This is a genomic window from Acidovorax sp. GW821-FHT09B03 (genome assembly GCF_059418305.1).
This window is the reverse complement of sequence record NZ_JBWKPP010000010.1, coordinates 110875-132138: the sequence shown is the minus strand read 5'-3', so window position 1 is coordinate 132138 and position 21264 is coordinate 110875. Positions and strand designations below refer to the sequence as shown.

21 protein-coding genes are annotated in these 21264 nt (G+C 64.8%); 13 read left to right on the top strand and 8 right to left on the bottom strand.

All coding sequences use genetic code 11. From position 1 onward, the window contains the following. Window positions 1-5: 5 nt before the first annotated feature. From lpxD to AC07PA_RS18865, 6 genes are read left to right on the top strand one after another with little or no spacing between them, the layout of a single operon-like run. Entirely contained in the window at window positions 6-986 is a 981-nt protein-coding gene (lpxD, locus tag AC07PA_RS18890) for a UDP-3-O-(3-hydroxymyristoyl)glucosamine N-acyltransferase (RefSeq protein WP_007852302.1), read from the top strand. A 16-nt stretch (window positions 987-1002) separates the two neighbouring features. Continuing rightward, on the top strand, window positions 1003-1443 hold the full coding sequence (gene fabZ / locus AC07PA_RS18885) for a 3-hydroxyacyl-ACP dehydratase FabZ (protein ID WP_007852304.1): 441 nt from the start codon (window positions 1003-1005) through the stop codon (window positions 1441-1443). Window positions 1444-1456: 13 nt separating this feature from the next. Beyond that, window positions 1457-2254 (top strand): acyl-ACP--UDP-N-acetylglucosamine O-acyltransferase, encoded by a 798-nt coding sequence (lpxA, locus tag AC07PA_RS18880; RefSeq protein ID WP_494606227.1) that lies wholly within the window; start codon window positions 1457-1459, stop codon window positions 2252-2254. Window positions 2255-2276: 22 nt separating this feature from the next. Next, window positions 2277-3446 carry a lipid-A-disaccharide synthase gene (gene lpxB / locus AC07PA_RS18875; RefSeq protein WP_494606225.1) on the top strand — a complete coding sequence of 390 codons (1170 nt, stop codon included), beginning with the start codon at window positions 2277-2279 and terminating at the stop codon, window positions 3444-3446. Further along, window positions 3409-4065, top strand: a complete 657-nt coding sequence (gene rnhB, locus AC07PA_RS18870) for a ribonuclease HII (protein ID WP_494606223.1) — start codon at window positions 3409-3411, stop codon at window positions 4063-4065. Before lpxB ends, rnhB begins: the two co-directional genes overlap by 38 nt. A gap of 44 nt (window positions 4066-4109) precedes the next feature. After that, on the top strand, window positions 4110-4901 hold the full coding sequence (locus tag AC07PA_RS18865) for a TrmH family RNA methyltransferase (RefSeq protein ID WP_494606221.1): 792 nt from the start codon (window positions 4110-4112) through the stop codon (window positions 4899-4901). A 115-nt stretch (window positions 4902-5016) separates the two neighbouring features. Here AC07PA_RS18865 and AC07PA_RS18860 read toward each other — a convergent pair whose 3' ends face one another. Then, the gene (locus AC07PA_RS18860) at window positions 5017-5820 is read right to left on the bottom strand and encodes a hypothetical protein (RefSeq protein WP_494606219.1); all 804 of its coding nucleotides are present in this window, start codon (window positions 5818-5820) and stop codon (window positions 5017-5019) included. A gap of 464 nt (window positions 5821-6284) precedes the next feature. On the opposite strand from AC07PA_RS18860, the gene carA reads away from it, so the two are divergent. The 7 genes from carA to AC07PA_RS18825 all read left to right on the top strand — a co-directional run bounded on the left by carA (window position 6285) and on the right by AC07PA_RS18825 (window position 14176). Next, the gene (gene carA / locus AC07PA_RS18855) at window positions 6285-7457 is read left to right on the top strand and encodes a glutamine-hydrolyzing carbamoyl-phosphate synthase small subunit (RefSeq protein ID WP_145698036.1); all 1173 of its coding nucleotides are present in this window, start codon (window positions 6285-6287) and stop codon (window positions 7455-7457) included. Between the two features lie 20 nt (window positions 7458-7477). After that, window positions 7478-7891 (top strand): hypothetical protein, encoded by a 414-nt coding sequence (locus AC07PA_RS18850; RefSeq protein ID WP_007852317.1) that lies wholly within the window; start codon window positions 7478-7480, stop codon window positions 7889-7891. 10 nt (window positions 7892-7901) lie between these two features. Continuing rightward, window positions 7902-11150 (top strand): carbamoyl-phosphate synthase large subunit, encoded by a 3249-nt coding sequence (gene carB / locus AC07PA_RS18845; protein WP_494606216.1) that lies wholly within the window; start codon window positions 7902-7904, stop codon window positions 11148-11150. A 116-nt stretch (window positions 11151-11266) separates the two neighbouring features. Next, window positions 11267-12226: a helix-turn-helix domain-containing protein gene (locus tag AC07PA_RS18840; RefSeq protein WP_007852320.1), complete on the top strand. Its 960-nt coding sequence runs from the start codon at window positions 11267-11269 to the stop codon at window positions 12224-12226. A 126-nt stretch (window positions 12227-12352) separates the two neighbouring features. Then, the gene (locus AC07PA_RS18835; protein ID WP_494606214.1) at window positions 12353-13081 is read left to right on the top strand and encodes an alpha/beta fold hydrolase; all 729 of its coding nucleotides are present in this window, start codon (window positions 12353-12355) and stop codon (window positions 13079-13081) included. A gap of 133 nt (window positions 13082-13214) precedes the next feature. Beyond that, window positions 13215-13691: a transcription elongation factor GreA gene (gene greA / locus AC07PA_RS18830; RefSeq protein ID WP_007852327.1), complete on the top strand. Its 477-nt coding sequence runs from the start codon at window positions 13215-13217 to the stop codon at window positions 13689-13691. A gap of 20 nt (window positions 13692-13711) precedes the next feature. Then, window positions 13712-14176, top strand: a complete 465-nt coding sequence (locus AC07PA_RS18825; protein ID WP_494606212.1) for a DUF4149 domain-containing protein — start codon at window positions 13712-13714, stop codon at window positions 14174-14176. Here the strand turns inward: AC07PA_RS18825 and AC07PA_RS18820 are convergent, their stop codons facing one another. The 7 genes from AC07PA_RS18820 to AC07PA_RS18790 form a co-directional block, all read right to left on the bottom strand. Beyond that, window positions 14177-14947: a hypothetical protein gene (locus AC07PA_RS18820; protein ID WP_007852334.1), complete on the bottom strand. Its 771-nt coding sequence runs from the start codon at window positions 14945-14947 to the stop codon at window positions 14177-14179. A gap of 5 nt (window positions 14948-14952) precedes the next feature. Further along, a complete protein-coding gene (locus AC07PA_RS18815) occupies window positions 14953-15429 on the bottom strand; it encodes a YhbY family RNA-binding protein (protein ID WP_007852340.1) in 477 nt (158 codons plus the stop codon). A 59-nt stretch (window positions 15430-15488) separates the two neighbouring features. After that, complete coding sequence (locus AC07PA_RS18810; RefSeq protein ID WP_494606209.1) at window positions 15489-16088, bottom strand: recombinase family protein; 600 nt, start codon at window positions 16086-16088, stop codon at window positions 15489-15491. 572 nt (window positions 16089-16660) lie between these two features. Then, the gene (locus AC07PA_RS18805) at window positions 16661-17566 is read right to left on the bottom strand and encodes a rolling circle replication-associated protein (RefSeq protein WP_494606207.1); all 906 of its coding nucleotides are present in this window, start codon (window positions 17564-17566) and stop codon (window positions 16661-16663) included. A 303-nt stretch (window positions 17567-17869) separates the two neighbouring features. Continuing rightward, window positions 17870-18988: a zonular occludens toxin domain-containing protein gene (locus AC07PA_RS18800; RefSeq protein ID WP_494606205.1), complete on the bottom strand. Its 1119-nt coding sequence runs from the start codon at window positions 18986-18988 to the stop codon at window positions 17870-17872. Continuing rightward, window positions 18985-19269: a DUF2523 domain-containing protein gene (locus AC07PA_RS18795; RefSeq protein ID WP_494606203.1), complete on the bottom strand. Its 285-nt coding sequence runs from the start codon at window positions 19267-19269 to the stop codon at window positions 18985-18987. The genes AC07PA_RS18800 and AC07PA_RS18795 overlap by 4 nt, the downstream gene beginning before the upstream one ends. A 3-nt stretch (window positions 19270-19272) precedes the next feature. Next, window positions 19273-20646, bottom strand: a complete 1374-nt coding sequence (locus AC07PA_RS18790) for a hypothetical protein (RefSeq protein ID WP_494606201.1) — start codon at window positions 20644-20646, stop codon at window positions 19273-19275. Between the last annotated feature and the right edge of the window lie 618 nt (window positions 20647-21264).

The following is a 21264-nucleotide window of genomic DNA, read 5'->3' as shown; positions in this document are numbered from 1 at the left end:
GGCGTGTGAGCTTGCGTCTCGGGCACATCGTCGATGCGCTGGGGGGCACGCTGGAAGGAGGGGCGGGTGATACCGTCATCTCCCGCATCGCGCCACTGGAGGTTGCGGGGCCGGGGGATCTCAGCTTCCTGAGCAACCCCCGCTACCAGCAGCAACTGGCCGCCTCCCGGGCGGCCTGTGTCATTGTGGCCCCGGCGATGCGCGAGGCTGCCGTGGCACGGGGCGCCTGCATCGTGGCGGACAACCCCTACGTCTACTTCGCCCGCGCCACCCAGCTGTGGCGCCAGCACACCGCGCCTGCGGGGCCGGGTGGGGTGCATGCCAGTGCCGTGGTCGATGCCTCGGCGCAGGTGCATCCCAGCGCCACCATCGGCCCCTTGTGCGTGGTCGAGCGCGGTGCGCACATCGGCGCCGGCACGGTGCTCAGGTCGCGCGTGACGGTGGGCGAGAACTGCCATGTCGGCGAGCGCTGCATCGTGCATTCCGGCGTGGTGATCGGTGCCGACGGGTTCGGTTTTGCGCCCGAGAAGGGCCAGTGGGTCAAGATCGAGCAACTGGGCGCCGTGCGCATCGGCAACGACGTGGAGATCGGGGCCAACACCTGTATCGACCGCGGTGCGCTGGACGATACCGTCATCGAGGACGGCGTGAAGCTCGACAACCTGATCCAGATCGGCCACAACGTGCGCATCGGCAAGCATGCGGCCATGGCCGGCTGCGTCGGCGTGGCGGGCAGTGCGACCATCGGCGCGCACTGCACGGTGGGCGGCGGCGCCATCGTGCTGGGCCACCTCACGCTGGCCGACAATGTGCATATCTCTGCGGCCACCGTGGTCACCCGCTCATTGACCCAGCCGGGCCAGTACACCGGCATGTTCCCCATCGACGACAATGCGCGGTGGGAAAAAAACGCTGCAACACTCAAACAACTGCACAGCTTGCGAGAGCGCATCAAGGCGCTGGAGCAAGCTCTCAAGGCAGCATGAACGGAAGAACAACTCGATGATGGATATTCACGCGATTCTCAAGCAACTGCCGCACCGCTACCCGTTCCTGCTGGTGGACAAGGTGATCGAGTTGGAGAGCAACAAGCACATCAAGGCGATCAAGAACGTCACCTTCAACGAGCCGTACTTCATGGGGCACTTTCCGGGCCGCCCGGTGATGCCCGGCGTGCTGATCCTCGAAGCCCTGGCCCAGGCCGCCGGGCTGTTGGCGTTTGATGCCATGGGCAAGGTGCCCGACGAGAACAACATCTACTACTTCGTCGGCATCGACGGTGCGCGCTTCAAGCGCCCCGTGGAGCCGGGCGACCAGCTGGTGATGACCATCACCATCGACCGCGTGCGCGGCGGCATCTGGAAGTTCAAGGGCCTGGCCTGCGTGGGCGAGGAAGTGGCCTGCGAGGCCGAACTCATGTGCACCATGCGCCAGGTAGGCTGATCCGCTTGCGCCGGTGTCGAACGTGAGCAACATCCATCCCACCGCCGTCGTTGCCGACGGCGCCCGCCTGGACCCTTCGGTGCAGGTGGGGCCCTTTGCCGTGATCGGCCCGAACGTGGTGATCGGTGCCGGCACCACGGTGGGGGCGCACTGCGTCATCGAAGGGCACACCGCCATCGGCCAGGACAACCGCATCTTCCAGTTCGCCTCGCTGGGCGCCGCTCCGCAGGACAAGAAGTACGCCGGTGAAGCCACGCGCCTGGTGATCGGCGACCGCAACACCATCCGCGAGTTCTGCACCTTCAACACCGGCACGGTGCAGGACCGTGGCGAGACCACGGTGGGTGACGACAACTGGATCATGGCCTACGCGCACATCGCGCACGACTGCACCATCGGCCACCAGACCACCCTGGCCAACAACACCACGCTGGCCGGCCACGTGGAGGTGGGCGACTGGGCCACGGTGGGTGGCCTCACGGGCGTGCTGCAGCGCGTGCGCGTCGGCGCGCACACCATGGTCGGTTTCTCCAGCCACGTCAACAAGGACGTGCCGCCCTACATGGTGGTGGACGGCAGCCCGCTGGCCGTGCGTGGCGTGAACCTGGTGGGCCTGCGCCGGCGCGATTTCTCGGCCCAGCGCATCGCGGCCATCCGCGAGATGCACAAGCTGCTGTACCGCCAGGGCCTGACCCTGGACGAGGCGCGCAAGCTCATCCTGGCCCTGCCCGGGGAAATGCCCGAAGCCGCCACCGACGTGGCACTGATGGACGCTTTCCTCGAGGCTTCGGCCGCGGGCATTGCCCGCTGATCCCGGTCCGAGGGATTTCCGAATGACGGACAAGGCGCCCCGCGTGGCGATGGTCGCAGGCGAAGCCTCGGGTGACCTGCTGGCCGGCCTGCTGCTCGATGGCGTGCAGGCCCGCTGGCCGGCCACCACGGCGCACGGCATCGGCGGGCCGCAGATGGCCAGGCGCGGCTTCACGGCCTGGTGGCCCAGCGACAAACTGGCCGTGCACGGCTACAGCATGGAGGTGCTCCGCCGCCTGCGCGAACTGCTCGGCATTCGCAAGCAACTGCGCACGCGCCTGCTGGCCGACCGGCCCGACGTCTTCATCGGTGTGGACGCGCCCGACTTCAACCTGGGGCTCGAAGCCGACCTGCGCGCCGCCGGCATTCCCACGGTGCATTTCGTCTGCCCTTCCATCTGGGCCTGGCGTGCCGACCGTGTGGAGAAGATCCGCAAGAGCGCCGGCCATGTGCTGTGCATCTTCCCCTTCGAGCCCGAGCTGCTGGCGCGCCACGGCATTGCCGCCACCTACGTCGGCCATCCGCTGGCCAGCGTGATCCCCGAGGTGCCGGACCGCGGCGCCGCGCGTGCGCGCCTGGGGCTGGCCGATGCCGACGAGGTGCTGGCCATCCTGCCGGGCAGCCGTTCGGCCGAGGTGCAGTACATCGCGCCCGCGTTCTTCGCTGCGGCGGCGCTGCTGCGCAAGGCGCGCCCCAACCTGCGCATGGTGGTGCCAGCCGTGCCCGCGCTGCAGGCGCGCATCGAAGAGGCTGCGCGCGCGCAGGGCGTGGCCGACATGCTGCAGATCGTCACCGGCCAGTCGCACACGGTGCTGGCGGCCTGCGACGTGACGCTGATCGCCAGCGGCACGGCCACGCTGGAGGCGGCGCTGTTCAAGCGCCCCATGGTCATCGGCTACCACATGCACCCCTTGAGCTGGTGGCTCATGAAGCGCAAGCAGCTGCAGCCCTGGGTCGGGCTGCCCAACATCCTGTGCGGCGAATTCGTCGTGCCCGAACTGATCCAGGATGCGGCCACGCCGCAGGCGCTGTGCGACGCCACGCTGCAATGGCTGGATGCAAAATCGCAGCATCCCGCTACCATCACGGCTTTGGAACAGCGTTTTTCCGCGCTGCATGCGAGCCTGCGGCGCGACACCTCCCAACTGGCTGCCGATGCGATCGAGAAAATCCTTGCCACCACTGCTGTCTGAACAGGTGAGCCTGGACTGGCACCCGCCCGGCCTGGTGGCCGGCGTGGACGAGGCCGGCCGCGGCCCGCTGGCCGGGCCCGTGGTGGCTGCCGCCGTCATCCTCGACGACATGCGCCCCATTGCCGGGCTCGACGATTCCAAGAAGCTCACGGCGCTGCGCCGCGAGGCCCTGTTCGATGAGATCCGTGCCAAGGCCCTGTGCTTTGCCATCGCCGAGGCCAGCGTCGAGGAGATCGACCAGCTGAACATCCTGCAGGCCACGCTGCTGGCCATGCGCCGCGCCGTGATGGGCCTGCGCTTGAAGCCCGTGCGCGTGCTGGTGGATGGCAACCAACTGCCCCGGCTCGACGTGCCGTCCGAGGCCATCGTCAAGGGCGACGCGCTGGTGAAATCTATCTCCGCCGCGTCCATCCTCGCCAAGGTCCACCGCGACCGCTGGTGCAACGAGGTGGATGCGCATTTCCCGCACTACGGCTTCTCGGCCCACAAGGGCTATGGCACCCTGGTGCACATGGAAGCCCTGCGCACCCATGGCGCCTGCATCCACCACCGGCGCTCGTTCGCGCCCGTGGCGCAGGTGCTGGTGTCGCCCCTTGCCTCCGAACACATCAGCGCCTGAGGCCTCTGGCCGCTCCTTTCCCTGCGCGGCAGCTTCGTCCTTCCATGACATCATCTTCCATCACAGCCATCCATTCGCGCGACAACGCCTGGGTCAAGGACCTGCGCCGCCTGGCGCAGGACAACGGTGCCTACCGCAAGCAGGGCCGTGTCTGGCTCGAGGGCGACCACCTGTGCCGCGCGGCGCTGGAGCGCGGCGTGGCGCCGGCCGTGGCGGTGTTCGCCGAATCGCTGTGGCCCACGGCCCAGCCCGAATGGGGCAAGGCCGCACCCAAGGTGGTGGTGCTGGCCGACACGCTGTTTGCCGACATCAGTGGCCTGGAGTCGCCCGCGAAGATGGGTTTCCTCCTCGACCTGCCTGATGGCAAGGCCCCCCGGGCCGGTGTGGCCGCCGTGGTGCTCGACCGTGTGCAGGACGCAGGCAATGTCGGCTCCATCCTGCGCAGTGCCTCGGCCTTCGGTTTTCGGCAGGTGCTGGCGCTCAAGGGCAGCGCTGCGCTGTGGTCGCCCAAGGTGCTGCGCGCCGGCATGGGCGCGCATTTCGCGCTCGACCTGATCGAAGGCCTGGCACCCGAAGACCTGGCGGGCCTGCAACTGCCCATGCTTGTCACCAGCTCGCACCAGGGCGACTACCTGCACCGCGCCGAGCTGCCCTGGCCCTGCGCCTGGGTCATGGGGCACGAAGGGCAGGGCGTGGGCACGGTGCTGCAGGAGCGAGCAAGCCACCACATCCGCATTGCCCAGCCCGGCGGGGAGGAGTCGCTCAACGTGGGCGCGGCCGCCGCCATCTGCCTGCACGCGAGTGCGGCGCAACGCGCCCTGTCGGCAGGGCGCTGATCCACCTACCCGTACGGATTTGGATTCGGGCGTATAGCTAGGCGGGAAGCCGCAGACAGTGCTGTAGCACGGCAAGGCGAACCAACGACGCTAGGCGCCCGAAGGCAAAGCCGTACTATTGGTTGCGCAGGAACTGCTGGACGAAGTCGCCCTGGTTGGGCGCATCCTGGTGCGTGGTGAACACCAGTTTCTGGCCCTCCACGCGCAGCTTCATCTCGGGGCCGAACTGGCACTGGACCTGGCCCAGCGTGGCGGCCTTGGCCTTGAAGCCGGCATTGCTCCCGCACATGCTGCCGATCTGCGAGGCGACTTCGCCGCAGAAGCTCTGGATGCTGAGCTTCTTGAGCTTGTCGTCGTCGATGGTCTTCCAGTCCACTGCGGTCTTCACCGGGCTGCCGCAGGCGGTGCTGGCCGAGGTATCGGTGCTGGTCAGCTCCGCCTGGGCAGAGGCCAGCTGCTTGTCGCGGTCGAAGCGGGCGAGCTTTTCCTGCACGCCGTCCTTTTGCTGGCGGGCATAGGCAGTCTTGAGTTCGGCAATGTTCAGGGCCTTGCTCTTCTTCTCGTCGAAGGCCAAGTCCACCGCACCCTGGCGGCCCGGCAGGTAGGTTACATAGCGCTCGCCGCCGCCATAGCGGTTGGCCTGCTTGTGAACCAGGCCCCAGTCGCGGCCATCGATCGTGGTCACATAGGCCTCGCTGCCGCTGCCGCGCTGCTCCTGCTTGCCCAGGAGGACTACCTTGTCGATGGGGTTGTTGACGCCGCTCACGCGCATCAGCGCGGCCTTGCCGTCGGTGGTCGGTGCCAGCACCACCTCCAGGCCCTGCGGGCCGGTGAAGACCTGTGGGTAGGCCGCCAGGTCCTGGGCGACGGCCAGGGTGGAAAACAGTGCGCACGCCAGTGCGATTGAAGTCTTGGTCATCCCGTCTCTCTCGGTGTGTCAAACGATACGGGAAAGTCTAGCGGAGGGCCCCCGTCGGGCCTGCCTGCCGCGCCGGGAAGTTGTGTCGTTTCGTGAAAAGCTTCTCGGATCCCGAGACGGCGCCGTGGTCGCGCCATCGCCGCCGGGCGGCGCAGCGCTGCGGCCAACACCGGTGCAAGGACATGCAGCAGTTGTCGCCGCTTGTTACAATGAAATTTGCTATGCAAGTGATAGCGCGGTGCGCAGCCTGCGCGACCATGCAGCAGCGAGCCAGCGGCCGGCAAGTGGCGGCAAATGCAGGGCAAAATACCGGGTTAATCCTGCAAGATGGGCCTCTCAGGCTACAATTGGAGGCTTTCCCGCAAACACGTCGCCCGGCCGCACCCAAAGCAAACTTCCCACAAACAGCAGTCCCAGGACCTCTTCCTGCGACTCCGGGCGACCGTAACCATTCGGAGAACCCAGTGCTTTTGTCTCTCAAGGGAACCTTCCCGCCCGCCATCCTGGCGCTCGCAGACGGCACGGTCTTTATCGGCAATTCGATCGGTGCCACCGGCACCACCGTCGGCGAGGTGGTGTTCAACACCTCCATCGTCGGCTACCAGGAAATCCTTACCGACCCGAGCTACTGCCAGCAGATCGTCACCCTGACGTATCCGCACATCGGCAACTATGGCGTCAGCACCGAGGATATCGAAGCCGACAAGGTCCATGCCGCAGGCCTGATCATCAAGGATCTGCCGCTCCTGGCCAGCAACTTCCGCTCCACCGAAACGCTGTCGCAGTACCTGGTGCGCGAACGCACCGTGGCCATCGCCAACATCGACACCCGCAAGCTCACCCGCCTGCTGCGCGAAAAGGGTGCCCAGAACGGCGCCATCATCGGCCTGGCACAAGGCCAGAGCGTGACGCAGGCTCTGATCGACGAAGCCCTGGCGGCCGCCAAGGCCGCGCCCAACATGGCCGGGCTGGACCTGGCCAAGGTGGTGTCGACCAAGACCCGCTACGAGTGGACCGAGACCGAGTGGACGCTGGGCAAGGGCTACGGCCAGCTCGAGGCACCGCAGTTCCATGTGGTGGCCTACGACTACGGCGTGAAGAAGAACATCCTGCGCATGCTCGCGCAGCGCGGCTGCAAGGTCACCGTGGTGCCGGCCCAGACGCCTGCCGCCGACGTGCTGGCCATGAAGCCCGATGGCGTGTTCCTCTCCAACGGCCCTGGCGATCCACAGCCTTGCGACTACGCCATCGAAGCCACACGCACCATCGTCGACAGCGGCGTGCCCACCTTCGGCATCTGCCTGGGCCACCAGATCATGGCCCTGGCCGCAGGCGCCAAGACCTTCAAGATGGTCAACAGCCACCACGGTGCCAACCACCCCGTGAAGGACCTGGATACCGGCCGCGTGAGCATCACCAGCCAGAACCACGGCTTTGCCGTGGAGATGGACTCGCTGCCTGCCAACCTGCGCGCCACGCACGTGAGCCTGTTCGACGGCACGCTGCAAGGCCTGGTGCACACGGACAAGCCGGCGTTCTGCTTCCAGGGCCACCCCGAGGCATCGCCCGGCCCGCACGACATCGCCTACCTGTTCGACCGCTTCACTGACGCGATGCGGGCCGCGCGCACCCAATAAGCCCCTGAAGGAACCGCGCCATGAAACTCTTCAGCTTCCCCCAGGCCTCGCTCGAGAAAGCCATCCACAAGCGTGTGCTGACCCTGCCGTCGCCGCACCGCGAGTGGTTCATCGAGCGCTGGGCGCAAAAGCCCTACAAGAAGTCCTTCATCGAGAACAAGGCCATGCCTCTGGTCACGCTGGTGGCCAAGGGCAAGACCTGGGACGACGAGACCTTCGCCGAAGCCATGGCCGAATGGGACGTGACCTTCTATGACGCGGAAACCGAAGTGCTGCTGCCCCTGGTGCAGGGCGATGGCCTGCTGCAGCTGATGCAGAAGAACCTGCCGCCCGAGCGCGCGCAGGCGCTCATCGCCAAGATCAACACGCGCCGCGACGCTGCAGCCGCCGCCACGCCCGCCAGTCCCCAGGCAGCCGAACCCACGATCGACTGATCGACGCAACATGCCAAAACGTACAGACATCAAAAGCATCCTCATCATCGGCGCTGGCCCGATCATCATCGGCCAGGCCTGCGAGTTCGACTACTCCGGCGTGCAGGCCTGCAAGGCCCTGCGCGAAGAGGGCTACAAGGTCATCCTGATCAACAGCAACCCCGCGACGATCATGACCGACCCGGCCACGGCCGACGTGACCTACATCGAGCCCATCACCTGGCAGACGGTCGAGAAGATCATCGCCAAGGAACGCCCCGACGCCATCCTGCCCACCATGGGCGGCCAGACCGCGCTCAACTGCGCGCTCGACCTGTGGCACCAGGGCGTGCTCGACAAGTACAAGGTTGAGTTGATCGGCGCCACGCCCGAGGCCATCGACAAGGCCGAAGACCGCCTGAAGTTCAAGGACGCGATGACCAAGATCGGCCTGGGCTCGGCGCGCTCGGGCATCGCCCACAGCATGGAAGAGGCCTGGGGCGTGCAAAAGCAGGTGGGCTTCCCCACCGTGATCCGCCCCAGCTTCACCCTCGGCGGCACGGGCGGCGGCATCGCCTACAACCCCGAAGAGTTCGAGACCATCTGCAAGCGCGGCCTGGAAGCCTCGCCCACCAACGAGCTGCTGATCGAAGAATCGCTGCTCGGCTGGAAGGAGTACGAGATGGAAGTGGTCCGCGACAAGGCGGATAACTGCATCATCATCTGCTCCATCGAGAACCTGGACCCGATGGGCGTGCACACCGGCGACTCGATCACCGTGGCCCCCGCGCAGACGCTGACCGACAAGGAATACCAGATCATGCGCAACGCCTCGCTGGCGGTGCTGCGCGAGATCGGCGTGGACACGGGCGGCTCCAACGTGCAGTTCTCGATCAATCCCAAGGACGGCCGCATGGTCGTGATCGAGATGAACCCGCGCGTCTCGCGCTCCTCGGCGCTGGCCTCCAAGGCCACGGGTTTCCCGATCGCCAAGGTCGCGGCCAAGCTGGCCGTGGGCTACACGCTCGATGAGCTGCGCAACGAGATCACGGGCGGTATCACGCCGGCCTCGTTCGAGCCTTCCATCGACTACGTGGTCACCAAGATCCCGCGTTTCGCGTTCGAGAAGTTCCCCACGGCCGACAGCCGCCTGACCACGCAGATGAAGTCCGTGGGCGAGGTCATGGCCATGGGCCGTACCTTCCAGGAATCGTTCCAGAAGGCCCTGCGCGGTCTGGAAGTGGGCGTGGACGGCATGAACGAGAAGACCCAGGACCGCGAAGTGCTCGAAAAGGAGCTGGGCGAGCCCGGCCCCGAGCGCATCTGGTACGTGGGCGACGCCTTCGCCATGGGCCTGTCGGTCGACGAGGTGTTCGAGCTGACCAAGATCGACCGCTGGTTCCTGGTGCAGATCGAGCAGATCGTGAAGATCGAGCTCGATATCGACCAGCTTGCGGCCGAGAAGGGCGAGGGCGCACTGGCCGCGATCGATGCGACCACGCTGCGCACGCTCAAGCAAAAGGGCTTCTCCGACCGCCGCCTGGCCAAGCTGCTCAAGACCACCGAGAAGGCCTTGCGCGAAGCGCGCCGCGCGCTCAACGTGCGCCCGGTCTACAAGCGCGTGGACACCTGCGCCGCCGAGTTCGCCACCAACACCGCCTACCTGTACTCCACGTACGAGGAAGAGTGCGAGGCCGCACCGACGAACAACAAGAAGATCATGGTGCTCGGCGGCGGTCCCAACCGCATCGGCCAGGGCATCGAGTTCGACTACTGCTGCGTGCACGCAGCGCTGGCGATGCGCGAGGATGGCTACGAGACCATTATGGTCAACTGCAATCCCGAGACCGTCTCCACCGACTACGACACCTCCGACCGCCTGTACTTCGAGCCCGTGACGCTGGAAGACGTACTGGAGATCGTGGACAAGGAAAAGCCGGTCGGCGTGATCGTGCAGTACGGCGGCCAGACGCCCCTGAAGCTCGCCCTGGGCCTCGAAGCCGAGGGCGTGCCGATCATCGGCACCAGCCCCGACATGATCGATGCGGCCGAAGACCGCGAGCGCTTCCAGAAGCTGCTCGGTGACCTGGGCCTGCGCCAGCCGCCCAATGCCACGGCGCGCACCGAACCCGAGGCCCTGGAAAAGGCCGCCGCCCTGGGCTACCCCCTGGTGGTGCGCCCCAGCTACGTGCTGGGCGGCCGCGCGATGGAAATCGTGCACGAGCAGCGCGACCTGGAGCGCTACATGCGCGAGGCCGTCAAGGTGAGCAACGACTCGCCTGTGCTGCTGGACCGCTTCCTGAGCAACGCCATCGAGTGCGACGTGGACTGCGTGCGCGACTCCGCAGGCGTCACCTTCATCGGTGGCGTGATGGAGCACATCGAGCAGGCTGGCGTGCACAGCGGCGACTCTGCCTGCTCGCTGCCCCCGTACTACCTGTCGCAGCCGACCATTGACGAGATCAAGCGCCAGACCGCTGCCATGGCCGAAGGCCTGAGCGTGGTGGGCCTGATGAACGTGCAGTTCGCGATCCAGGAAGTCGACGGCAAGGACGTGATCTATGTGCTCGAAGTGAACCCGCGCGCCTCGCGCACGGTGCCTTTCGTGAGCAAGGCCACCGGCATCCAGCTGGCCAAGGTGGCCGCGCGCTGCATGGCCGGCCAGACGCTGGCCTCGCAGGGCATCACCAAGGAAGTGACACCACCGTATTTCAGCGTGAAGGAGGCCGTGTTCCCCTTCGTGAAGTTCCCCGGCGTGGACACCATCCTCGGCCCCGAGATGAAGTCCACCGGCGAAGTCATGGGCGTGGGCAAGACCTTCGGCGAAGCCTTCGTGAAAAGCCAGCTCGGCGCGGGCACCAAGCTGCCCACCTCGGGCAAGGTGTTCCTCACCGTGAAGAACGCCGACAAGCCGCGTGCCGTGGACATCGCTCGCCAGCTCGTGGCCATGGGCTTCGAGCTCGTGGCTACCAAGGGCACGGCCGCCGCCATCGATGCGGCCGGCGTGCCGGTGCAGGTGGTCAACAAGGTGACCGAGGGCCGCCCGCACATCGTGGACATGATCAAGAACAACGAGATCGTGATGGTCATCAACACCGTGGAAGAGCGCCGCAACGCGATCGCCGATTCGCGCGCCATCCGCACTTCGTCGCTGCTGGCCCGCGTGACCACCTTCACCACCATCTTCGGCGCCGAGGCGGCCGTGGAAGGCATGAAGTACATGGACAAGCTGGACGTGTACTCGGTGCAGGAACTGCACGCGCAGCTCGCGGCAGCCTGATCCCGCCGGCCAGCCGTGGCCGCCGAGCCCCGTGGAGCGCACCTCCACGGGGCTTTTTCTTTGCCTGCGGGCTTGCCCTGTTGCCTGCCGTTGGGTCTTGCCGCTAGATTGGCGCCATGCCTGCCGCTACCGCACCTGCCCCGCAGCCCCTGCGCCGATGGTCGACCGAGGTGGTCGCGCCTGCGGCGCGGCTGGACTACTGGGTGGGCGCCATCTGCGAGGCTTTCCTGGAGATGGACTGCAGCTCGCGCGAGGCGACCACCTTCGATGGCGTGCTGCAGAGCCTGCCGGTGGCCAGCCTCTCGGTCAACCAGGTGCGGGCCTCCACCCAGGATGTGTACCGTACGCCCGCCGGCATTGCCTGCAGCCGGCAATTGCCGTTCTATCTGATCGCCCAGGCTGAATCCTCCTGGCATGTGCGCCAGGACGGGCAGGTGGCCCATTTGCGCCCGGGTGACGTGGCGCTGGTGGATTCGGCCCGGCCCTACGAGCTGCATTTTCCCGAAGGCGTGGGCTGCGTCTCGCTGCAGCTGCCGCGTGCCTGGGTGGGGCAGTGGCTGGTCCAGGCCGAGGCGCGCGGGCCCCGCGTGGCCTGGCGCGACCAGGGCTGGGGCCAGAGTCTGGGCGCCCTGGCGGTGCAGCTCGCGCGTGATCCGGCCTCGGCCCAGGCCTTGCCGCCCGCCTTGCTGTCGGACCACCTGGGGGCCCTGCTGTCGGCCGCGCTGGAGCAGCCCGTGGTGCCTGCCGGTGCCGCCCAGGGCCTGCACGCCCATCTGTCTGCGCTCATGGCGGCCCGGATCGACCAGGGCGGCCTGTCGGCACAGGTGCTGGCCGATGAGACCGGGATCTCCTTGCGCACCCTGCACCGAGCGTTTGCGGCGCGGGGCAGCACCTTTGCGGGCACGCTGCGCCAGCTGCGCCTGGCACGTGCCGGCGATCTGCTGCGCCGCCCGCAACTGGCCCATGTCTCCGTGGCCGAGATCGGGCGGCGCTGCGGCTTTGCCGATGCATCGCACTTCGCGCGTGCCTTCCAGCGCGCCATGGGCATGTCGCCGGCCGCGTGGCGGCGGCGTTGAAAGCCTTGGCACACACAGCACAGGGGCTTGGCACGCACAGGCCATCCAGGCACCCGTCTTCTTCCTAAGGTATCGCCAGGGCAGGGCATGTCGCCCAGCCTGTCACAACCAACGAAGGAGACAACGATGGCGGATACCTATGTCCTGGTCCATGGCGCCTGGCACACTGGCGCCGAGATGGAGGCCACGGCCGGCCACCTGCGCGCGCGTGGCCATACCGTGCATTGCCCCACGCTGGCCGGCAACCGGCCGGGCGACGACCGCGCGGCCACGGGCCTGGCCGATGCGGTGGACTCGCTCGCGGCCTTCATCGAGGGCCAGGACCTGCGCGATGTGCGCCTGGTGGGCCACAGCTATGGCGGCATGGTCATCAGCCACATGCCGGCACGGCTGCCGGGGCGCATCCGCCGGCTGGTGTACTGGAACGCCTTTGTCCCGCAGGACGGCGAGTGCCTCAACGACCTGGTGCCGCCGCACTACCGCGCGCTGTTCGATGGCATCGCCGCGGCCAACGGCAACGCGGTGATGCTGCCGTACCCCATCTGGCGCGAGGCCTTCATCAACGATGCCGACGAGGCCCTGGCGAAAAGCAGCTACGCACTGCTCAACGCGCATCCCTACCGCACCTTCACCGAACCCGCGCGCCTGCCCGCGCCCCTGGCGGCGCTGGAGATCGGCAAGAGCTACCTCAATGCCCAGCAGGACGTGGCCTTGCCCCACAGCCTGCCCTGGCACCCGCGCCTGTCGGAGCGGCTGGGCCTGTTCCGCCTGGTGGAGTGCCAGGGCAGCCACGAGATCTGCTTCTCCGACCCGGCGCTGGCGGCGTCAAGCATCGAGCGCGCCGGTCGGGATTGAAAACATCGCCTCTTTTTTGCGGGTTTCTAGGGTGCTTTGAAGCGCGCCCAACACGCGGCATAATCATGTCCATGACACCGCCCGGCCTGCGCCCGGCGGTGTCGTTTTTTTGACAACCCGAACGACGACGGACATGACCACCATTCCCATCACCAAGCGCGGCGCGGAGAAGCTGCGCGAAGAGTTGCACCGCTTGAAGACCGTGGACCGCCCCTGGGTGATCACGGCCATTTCCGACGCCCGCGCCCAGGGGGACCTGAGCGAGAACGCCGAGTACGAAGCTGCCAAGGACCGCCAGGGCTTCATCGAAGGCCGCATCCAGGAAGTGGAAGGCAAGCTGTCCGCCGCGCAGATCATCGATCCGACCGCGGTGGATGCGGGCGGCAAGGTGGTGTTCGGCGCCACGGTGGAGCTCGAGGACGAAGAGACCGGCGATACGGTGACCTACCAGATCGTGGGCGAGGACGAGGCCGACCTCAAGCAGGGCCTGATCAACGTTTCCAGCCCTATCGCGCGCGCGCTGATCGGCAAGGAAGAGGGCGATACCGCCGAAGTGCAGGCGCCCGGTGGCGTTCGCCGTTACGAAGTGGTGGCCGTCAGCTACGTCTGAGGCCAGGCCTTTTTGCTTTCATGACCGCTGCGCGCCTTCCGGCCCTGGCTGCCGCCCTGTGGTGGGGCAGCCTCACCACCGTGGGTTTCCTGGTGGTGCCCCTGCTGTTCGCCCACCTGCCCTCGGCCGCGATCGCCGGGCAGATGGCGGCCAAGCTGTTCGCGGCGCAGACCTGGGTCACGGTCGCCTGCTGCATGTTGCTGCTGCTCATCTCCCGGCGCCGGCATGAGGAAGTCCAGGAGCCCTGGGCCCAGGCGGCGCTGGGTTTCGTGCTCGGGGGCCTGCTGCTCGCCCTGCTGGTTCAGTTCGGCGTGTCGCCGCGCATCGTGGCGCGGCAGGACCTGCGCCTGTGGCATTCCGTGGGCACGGGCATGTACGTGCTGCAGTGGGTATGTGCGCTGGTGGTGCTGCGGCGCACCGTGCAGGTCCCGCCGGCCTCGGTCAATGGCGAAGCCGGGCCGGCAGCCGCCCAGCCCGGGGCCTGATCACTCGTGCCAGTGCTCCGCCACCCAGGTGGCGGGCCGGATGTAGCGAAAACGCCGGTTGCGCCGGCCGGCCAGCGCGTCGGGCGGGTTGCACTCGCCGTGGAAGATCACGATGCGTGCGTCTGGCGGCACGAAGGGTGCCTTCCAGTAGTTGCTGGGCCAGGCAGGGATGCCGTGGTACTTGAAGCTCGGACACCAGGCTGCGGGCCAGTAGGCGAGCTTGCCCTGGCGGTGCAGGAAATCCGACAGGTAGGCCTGCTCGTTGCGGAACTGCTCGCGGATCTCGGCGAAGTGGCCACGGAAGTAATCGAGCACATCGGGGTGCGCGCCCAGCTCGAAGCGGTAGACCGACGAATTGCCGGTGATGCGCCAGGGGCGCTTGTAATCGTGGATGATGAGGAATTCGCCGGGCTCGGTGAAGAAACCATCGAGCGAACCGGTGACCACCACGTCCACGTCCATGAACAGGGCCGTGCCCCTGAGCCCGTGCAGGTCGGCGCTGAAGGTGACGAGCTTGGTCCAGCCGCGTTCGGGGATGCCCGCGGGCAGGTCCAGTGGCGGGATGGGCAGGCACTGCACCTCGCTGCGGATGCCGGCGCTGTTGTCGGTGAGGCAGACGAAATGGAACGGGCCCGACAGGTGCCTGCGCACCATGGCATAGAGCCGGTTGACGTATTCGGGGCCGTATTTCGTGCCCCATTTCATGCAGATGACGTGGCGCTGGCCCCCGGGGGCCGCAGCGCTGCCAGCAGGCGTGGCGGCGACGACCATTCGGATCAGTCGGCCTGGCGTTTCTTGACGGATTTGAGCTTGGGCTTCTTGGCCCGCTTGATCTGGCCGCCAGGCGTCAGGCGCTGGTTGCCCAGCACGCGCAGCTGCTTGACCTCGGGGCGCTGGCCGGCGCGCTTGCTGTATTTCAGGACCTTCACGTCACGCGGGCCGGGCATGCGGTCCTCGTCGATGGTGCGCTCCTTGGCAGGCTGAGGGCGCCACAGCACCAGGAGCTTGCCGATGTGCTGGATCGGGGCGGCGTTCAGGTCGGCCGTGAGCTGCTGGTACATCAGCTCGCGCGCGGCACGGTCGTCGCCGAAGACGCGCACCTTGATCAGCCCGTGGGCATTCAGGGCGGCGTCGATTTCCTTCTGGACGGCGGGGGTCAGGCCGTCGCCGCCCACGAGCACCACGGGGTCGAGATGGTGGGCGTTGGCGCGGTGTTCCCGGCGCTCGGCGGGGGTCAATTGAATTTGGGGCATGGGCCGTATTATCGAGGCTGAAAGAAAAACACAATGAAAGTTAATAGTTGTAGACACCTCTACTCATCCAAATACTGCTTCAACACCGGGTACAGCCCGGTATTTTTTTGCCCGTTCCGCTCAGCAATCAGGCGCCGGATGACGATCAACGAAACCTTGTAGTCGCGCGCTACAGCAGACATCGAGCGACCACCATCAACCGCCGCAAGCGCAGCAGCCTCCTGCTCTGGTGATAGCAACTTAGGCCGACCGAACTGCACGCCGCGCTTGATAGCTGCCACCTGACCGGCAACAGTGCGTTCGCGAGTTATCGACCGCTCCAACTGCCCAACGGCACCAAGAATCTGAATCATGAACATGCCCAACGGACTGGACGTGTCCAGCGGCTCTGTGAGCGACCGAATCGCAGCACCAGCAGACTTGATCCGGTCCAGGATGGCCAGCAGATCCTTCAGCGACCGAGCCACCCTGTCCATCTTGTAGACAACGAGCACGTCACCAGCAGCGAGCGCATCGAGCGCTTTTTGCAACTCAGGCCGAGCGCCAACAGAACTCCCCTTCTCCTGAAAAATCACCGTGACCCCGGCCTTAGCCAGAGCATCAAGCTGAAGGTGCGTTTCCTGATCCTTCGTGCTCACCCGCGCATACCCTATCAACATCCTTCCCCCCTCCGTAGAGTCCGACGACGCGCCAATTTCGATTGGTCAACGCAAACCGGACGAGACTTAGAAGCAGCTCTTGCTGGCTGCAATCGAGGGAGCAGGATATGTAAGCAATTGCATCAGCGGTCGATTGAGGAAGCAGCAATTCTTTGCGCACTTTCGACGCTCTAAAAGCAGCGACGCGGGCACCATCACTTGAATGCTCGCGCGGGCGTCCTCGCCCGGTAACGTTATTCGATTTCGGCTTGCTAGTACCCATGGTGCCCCCTTGTGCTAGCGTTGCGGCATGAACCTAAAAACGTGGGCCATGGAGCTGTTTCAGCGGCATCCTTGGGCGGTGTCATGTGGATTGGTGATCCTTGCCGGAGCACTGACGATCTACGCGCATAGGCTTTGGCTTTATTGGCGGCGGCCGAGGCCATTGGCTCTTCGTCTGCGCAACGCAGAGGAACAACATCAGTTCGAGCCGGTAAAGACTGTGTACACACCCCGAAGCTTCCGCCGCCCAAAAAAGCCACGGTAACGAAAGCAACACTCTGGTGATTGGCACCCATGCCTACCCCCACCCCTTACAGGGCCACGACGGGCCGGGAAATGGGCTTGGCGGGCATGCTTGAGCTACCCGGGTCGCCCTCGAAGGCGAAATAGAACCAGTCTTGGAATTTGCTCATGTGCATGGTGTCCACGCGGCCAGCGAGGTAGACCAGGGCAGCAGCACGCATGGCCGAGGCTATGTCTTGATGTTCGCCCAGGTCGACGGGAGGAGGCAAGGTCACATCCCCGAATTTGGTCCACCGGTTTGACCACTTGTCGCCCTCTTCAAAGGCTTTGGTGATGTACTTTGAAAGGTAGGCCGCGATGCGAGCTGCAGTGCGCTGGCTATGCCGTTTGCGGGCCGACACATCGACGTTGCCGCCGTACTCTTTTGTGACGGAGCGCCAGATGGCGCGCAGCACGTTGAAGCTTTTCACGCTCACCCCATTGCGAGCTTTGAGGCTTGAGGGAAGCTTGATCGTGGCCATGTGGACGTGCCATGCGCCGCGCTTTTGCTCCTCGAAGCCAGCCACTGCACGAAACTCAGGAATGACCCGCCGCACCCGGCGCACGAACTCTTTAAGGTGCCGCTTGCACAGTTCTAGGTCAGTCTGATTGGCCTTGTATGTGAGGGTCATGAGGGTGTCAGCACCCATGGCCTTGCACAGCTTGCGAACGCGCGTTGTAGCCCGGTTTGCTGCGATCGTCAGCGACCTTTGGCGGCGCTCATCCTCATCGATATCGGCAGCGGCAACCATGTCCAAATGGTCCTGTATCTGCCACTCGGGCCAATCCAGTTCGCGCCAGTCGATGCGCTCGCTGCCGGTGACCTCGATGTGGCCATTGCCCAACTCATGGGCCTTGACTTTGAAGACCCCACTCCCGTAGCTCATCGCGGCATAGCGCGATCCATCGTGATCCTGCAAAATACGTATTGCCATGGCGTAACCCCTCTTACGTTGTGACCAAGAACCCCGATGGATTGCCGTCCATGCGGGGTTCACCTTTTTGGGCCCTTTGCCGCCCGTGTTCTAAAGTGTTTATTGGATAAATCTAGGCCGCGCTGCGCGCGGCCTCCGCCCCGGCGCTGCGCTTGGCGCGGTGGCCGCTTTGCACACGTCTGGCGCTGATCCACCGGCCCTTTTTGCACCACGGTTGACATGGGGCCTTGCCCCATACCCCACCCCCCACTACGACACAAGGTCTCCGTTCCAGGGGCCCCGTTTTGTCCCCAGTAAGAAAGCTCATTGGTGATCCCCTGCAGGCGCAGCCGCGGCCGCAATGTTTTGCGAGTCTTGAGGGGGAGGGGGGGCGGGGCTGTCGGGCATGTACGGGTCGAAGCGCCGGTTGTTCACCCAGTCGTAGCAATCCCTGCTGTTGAGCACGCGCACGGCCTGCTGGGCCCAGCACTGGCACTCCTCGCCAACGCAGTACGCGCCGATGACCCGGGGCATGGCCACGACCTGCCGCAGATGGTCATAGGCGGGCGCAGATCGAGGTTCATAGCTCACCACCGGGATGAACTGGGTCGAGTCGTAACGCTGGCCTTGATTGGGGTCTGAGGTGCCGCCTGTTGGACCGGCTGGACGACCTGCAGCGGTCGCAGCGCCTGGCGCGTTTGATGCAGCACCTGGCGCGCCTGGCTGGCCTGTTTTGGGGTCCACACCGGCCACGTTTGCTTTGACCTGGTCAGTCTTGCCAGCGATGCGATTGAAGGCCCCGGGCACGAAGTACAGCGCACCCGCGATCGCTGCCAGCACCACATAGGCCAAGGTGGGAATAGCCGTCTTGGGCTTGATATGCAGCTTGGCGGATTTGTAGAGCTTGTACCCATCGCGCTTGAACCACCAGAAGCGTTTTTTGACGGCCTTGGAGAACAGTGTGGCGCGGCTGCAGTGGTCCCATTCGTAAATGATCGACATGGGCAGGAAGCCGATGCGACGCACGTGCAGATGGCGACCGATCAGCGGCGCTAGGTTCTGGTCCACCAAGCCGACGCCCTGGGTCATGAGGACGATTTCAACGCCGTAGTGCCGATGGGTTTCGAGGTGCTCGATGTAGTCGGGCACGTGGCTGCCGGTGGGGCGCTTTTTCCAGCTCTTTTGGATTTCGTCATAGCAGATGAAATCGCCGGGCTTGCCCCACTTGAACCAGTCGCGAATGGAGTGATCGCCCTCGCCGCCGATCTCCACATGGTCCAGAACTAGGCCATTGATGTTGGTGTACACCGTGCGAGGGAATTCCTTTGGCTGGCCGTCGTCGTCTTCACCCCAAACGCTGGTGCCGATCAGTGGCTTGAGCAGCTCTGTGACGACGTACAGCGTCTTGCCGCTGCCGGGCGCGCCTGTGATCAGCGTGATCATGTGTTGCTGGCCAGAAGCCGAACGGACTTGCTGAGCTGCCAGATAAGCACGCGGGTAAGGATGGCGCTCATGATGATGCCGAGGGCCTGCCCGATGCCTGCAAGGCCAGCAAGAGCGAGCATGCCTGCAGGGAGGCCAGCCCAGGCGGTTTGCGCGTAGCCGATGACCTGATCGACCATCGCTGACATGCCGGTGAAGGTGACGAGGCTAAGGCCCATCACGACCATGATGCGCGCCAGCAGCGGCTGGACCATCGCGAGCAAGAAGGCTGCAAACGGCATGGGTCAATCTCCCTTGGGGTAGACGATGAACACGGCGGATATCGCGGCCAGCAGCAGGATGATCGGCTTCACCCAGTTGGACACCCAACCGCAGGCCTGTTGGATGTCCAGGGCCTTAATAGAGCTGCCGTGGATGCTCAACATCACATCAGCGGGGCAGCCGCCACCGGCGAACGTTGGGCCGGTCTGCAGCGTGATTTCACGGGTGCTGGTGGGAATGGCGACCGTGGGGGGCGTGCCGACTGGGACGCAGCCGAGAGAGCCGGGGAATTTTTCGCAGTCGGTCTGGCCGGTGCCGGTGCTGGGGTTCGGATTGGGATTCGGGACCGGATCAGGAGCAGGGAGCGGGCTGTTGACGATGGTGGTGGTAGGCCGAACATCGACGCGCCAAGGCTCGCCAGCAGTGGGAGAAGGCCAGACCTCATGCCATGGTTGCGTGTAGGTTTGGGGATTGGTGCCAGGGTTCGGGATGGGGTCACCATCGGGAAAGCGCAGGGGCTGTGTTGAAGGCTGCAACTGAGGGGCCGGATTGCCGTTTGGCCCGATAAGGGGATTACCCGAAGGCTCAGTCGCAGGGTTAATCACCGGTGCAGGCTCAACGGGGATAGGCAAATCCAGCGCCGGTAATATGCGCGGATCGATGGGGAGAGACAAAAATGCATCTATCTGCGACTGGGTAGGCGCCGAGTATGCAGGGGGCACCTTCATTGGCAACGGACCGCCACCGGTGCACATATTGCCAGACCATGCCCTACCGCCTTGACAAGACACTATCCAAACACCAGACGTGCCAGGGCCGCAGGGATTGGCCATCGACGGCTGTATTATGAAATGGGGAACACTGCACGACCATGTCTGATCCTGAATAGTGGTCATGTAATCCGGAATGCTCAGACCGTTGTTGGACCTGACAGCGGGAATATCAATACCATTATCGGTGACCTCGCCTTGAAGATTAGGCGGCTCAGACCCGCCGATTTTCTTGCGCACGGTCTGCGTTGCAGGGTCATAAATCAAATCGAGCAATGAATCATCGGCGTGAGCACGATCCAACATATCAGCCACAAAGGGAAGCGCTGCAGCAGCCAACGAAGCACCGGCCAACCAGGGATTCAATTTGGTGGCCGTGAATGAAGCAGCATTGGCTGCAACCCGCATGCCGACAGGAACAACGACAGACCGAGCGCCGACATTGAGGGTTGCATTGGCGATGACATGGCCGCCAGCGTACCGAGCGCCGTTGGCAGCAGCAGCGCCCGTGGAGATGGTGGTAACGCCACCCACGGACGTGATGCCAGGGGGTGGGGCCAGCTGGGCATAGCCAGCGAAAGCAGGGCTAGCGGCAATCAGCACCAGGGCAAGAAATAGGCGCAGCATTTTAGCGCCCCTTGAAAAAACGCTGCCCAGCGCGGAATGCAATACCGGCAATGGTGAATATGCCAGAACCGATAATGCCTCCCATGATGCCGAAGTACAAAGCCGACGCTAGGAGAGCATCAGTAACGTAGAGCAAATCTGACTGAGACATGAGCACCTCACTTAAAGGCGATGAACAGAATCATGCAGAGGCCAAAGGCCATCATGTAATCGACTGGTGAAAGCATTTGATTAATCCTTTGACGTGTCGGAGGCAAATAGATTAAGCAACTGCTTTAGGCCCCAAATGACAATCAGCACAACAATGAATATGTAAAACATGTCCATTAAGTCAGCGCGGACCTCAGGGTCTGAAGTCTTATCTACTTTGATTGTCTGGCGCTGTTCTGCAAGCTCAGCGGCATTGAGCACCTGAAGACCGGACGCGCAGGTATTGTCATTGACAAATACACCAGTGGAGCTAAATACGTTACTGCCACCGGCGACGCCAATAACGCTCCCCGCAGGCAATAACTTAATGCATTGAGGCATAGGTACCCCGCCTTAAAAAACAGGGACCAAGGTCCCTGTTAAACCGAACACAGCCGAATAACTTGCTGAAGGTTATTAGGTTAAGGA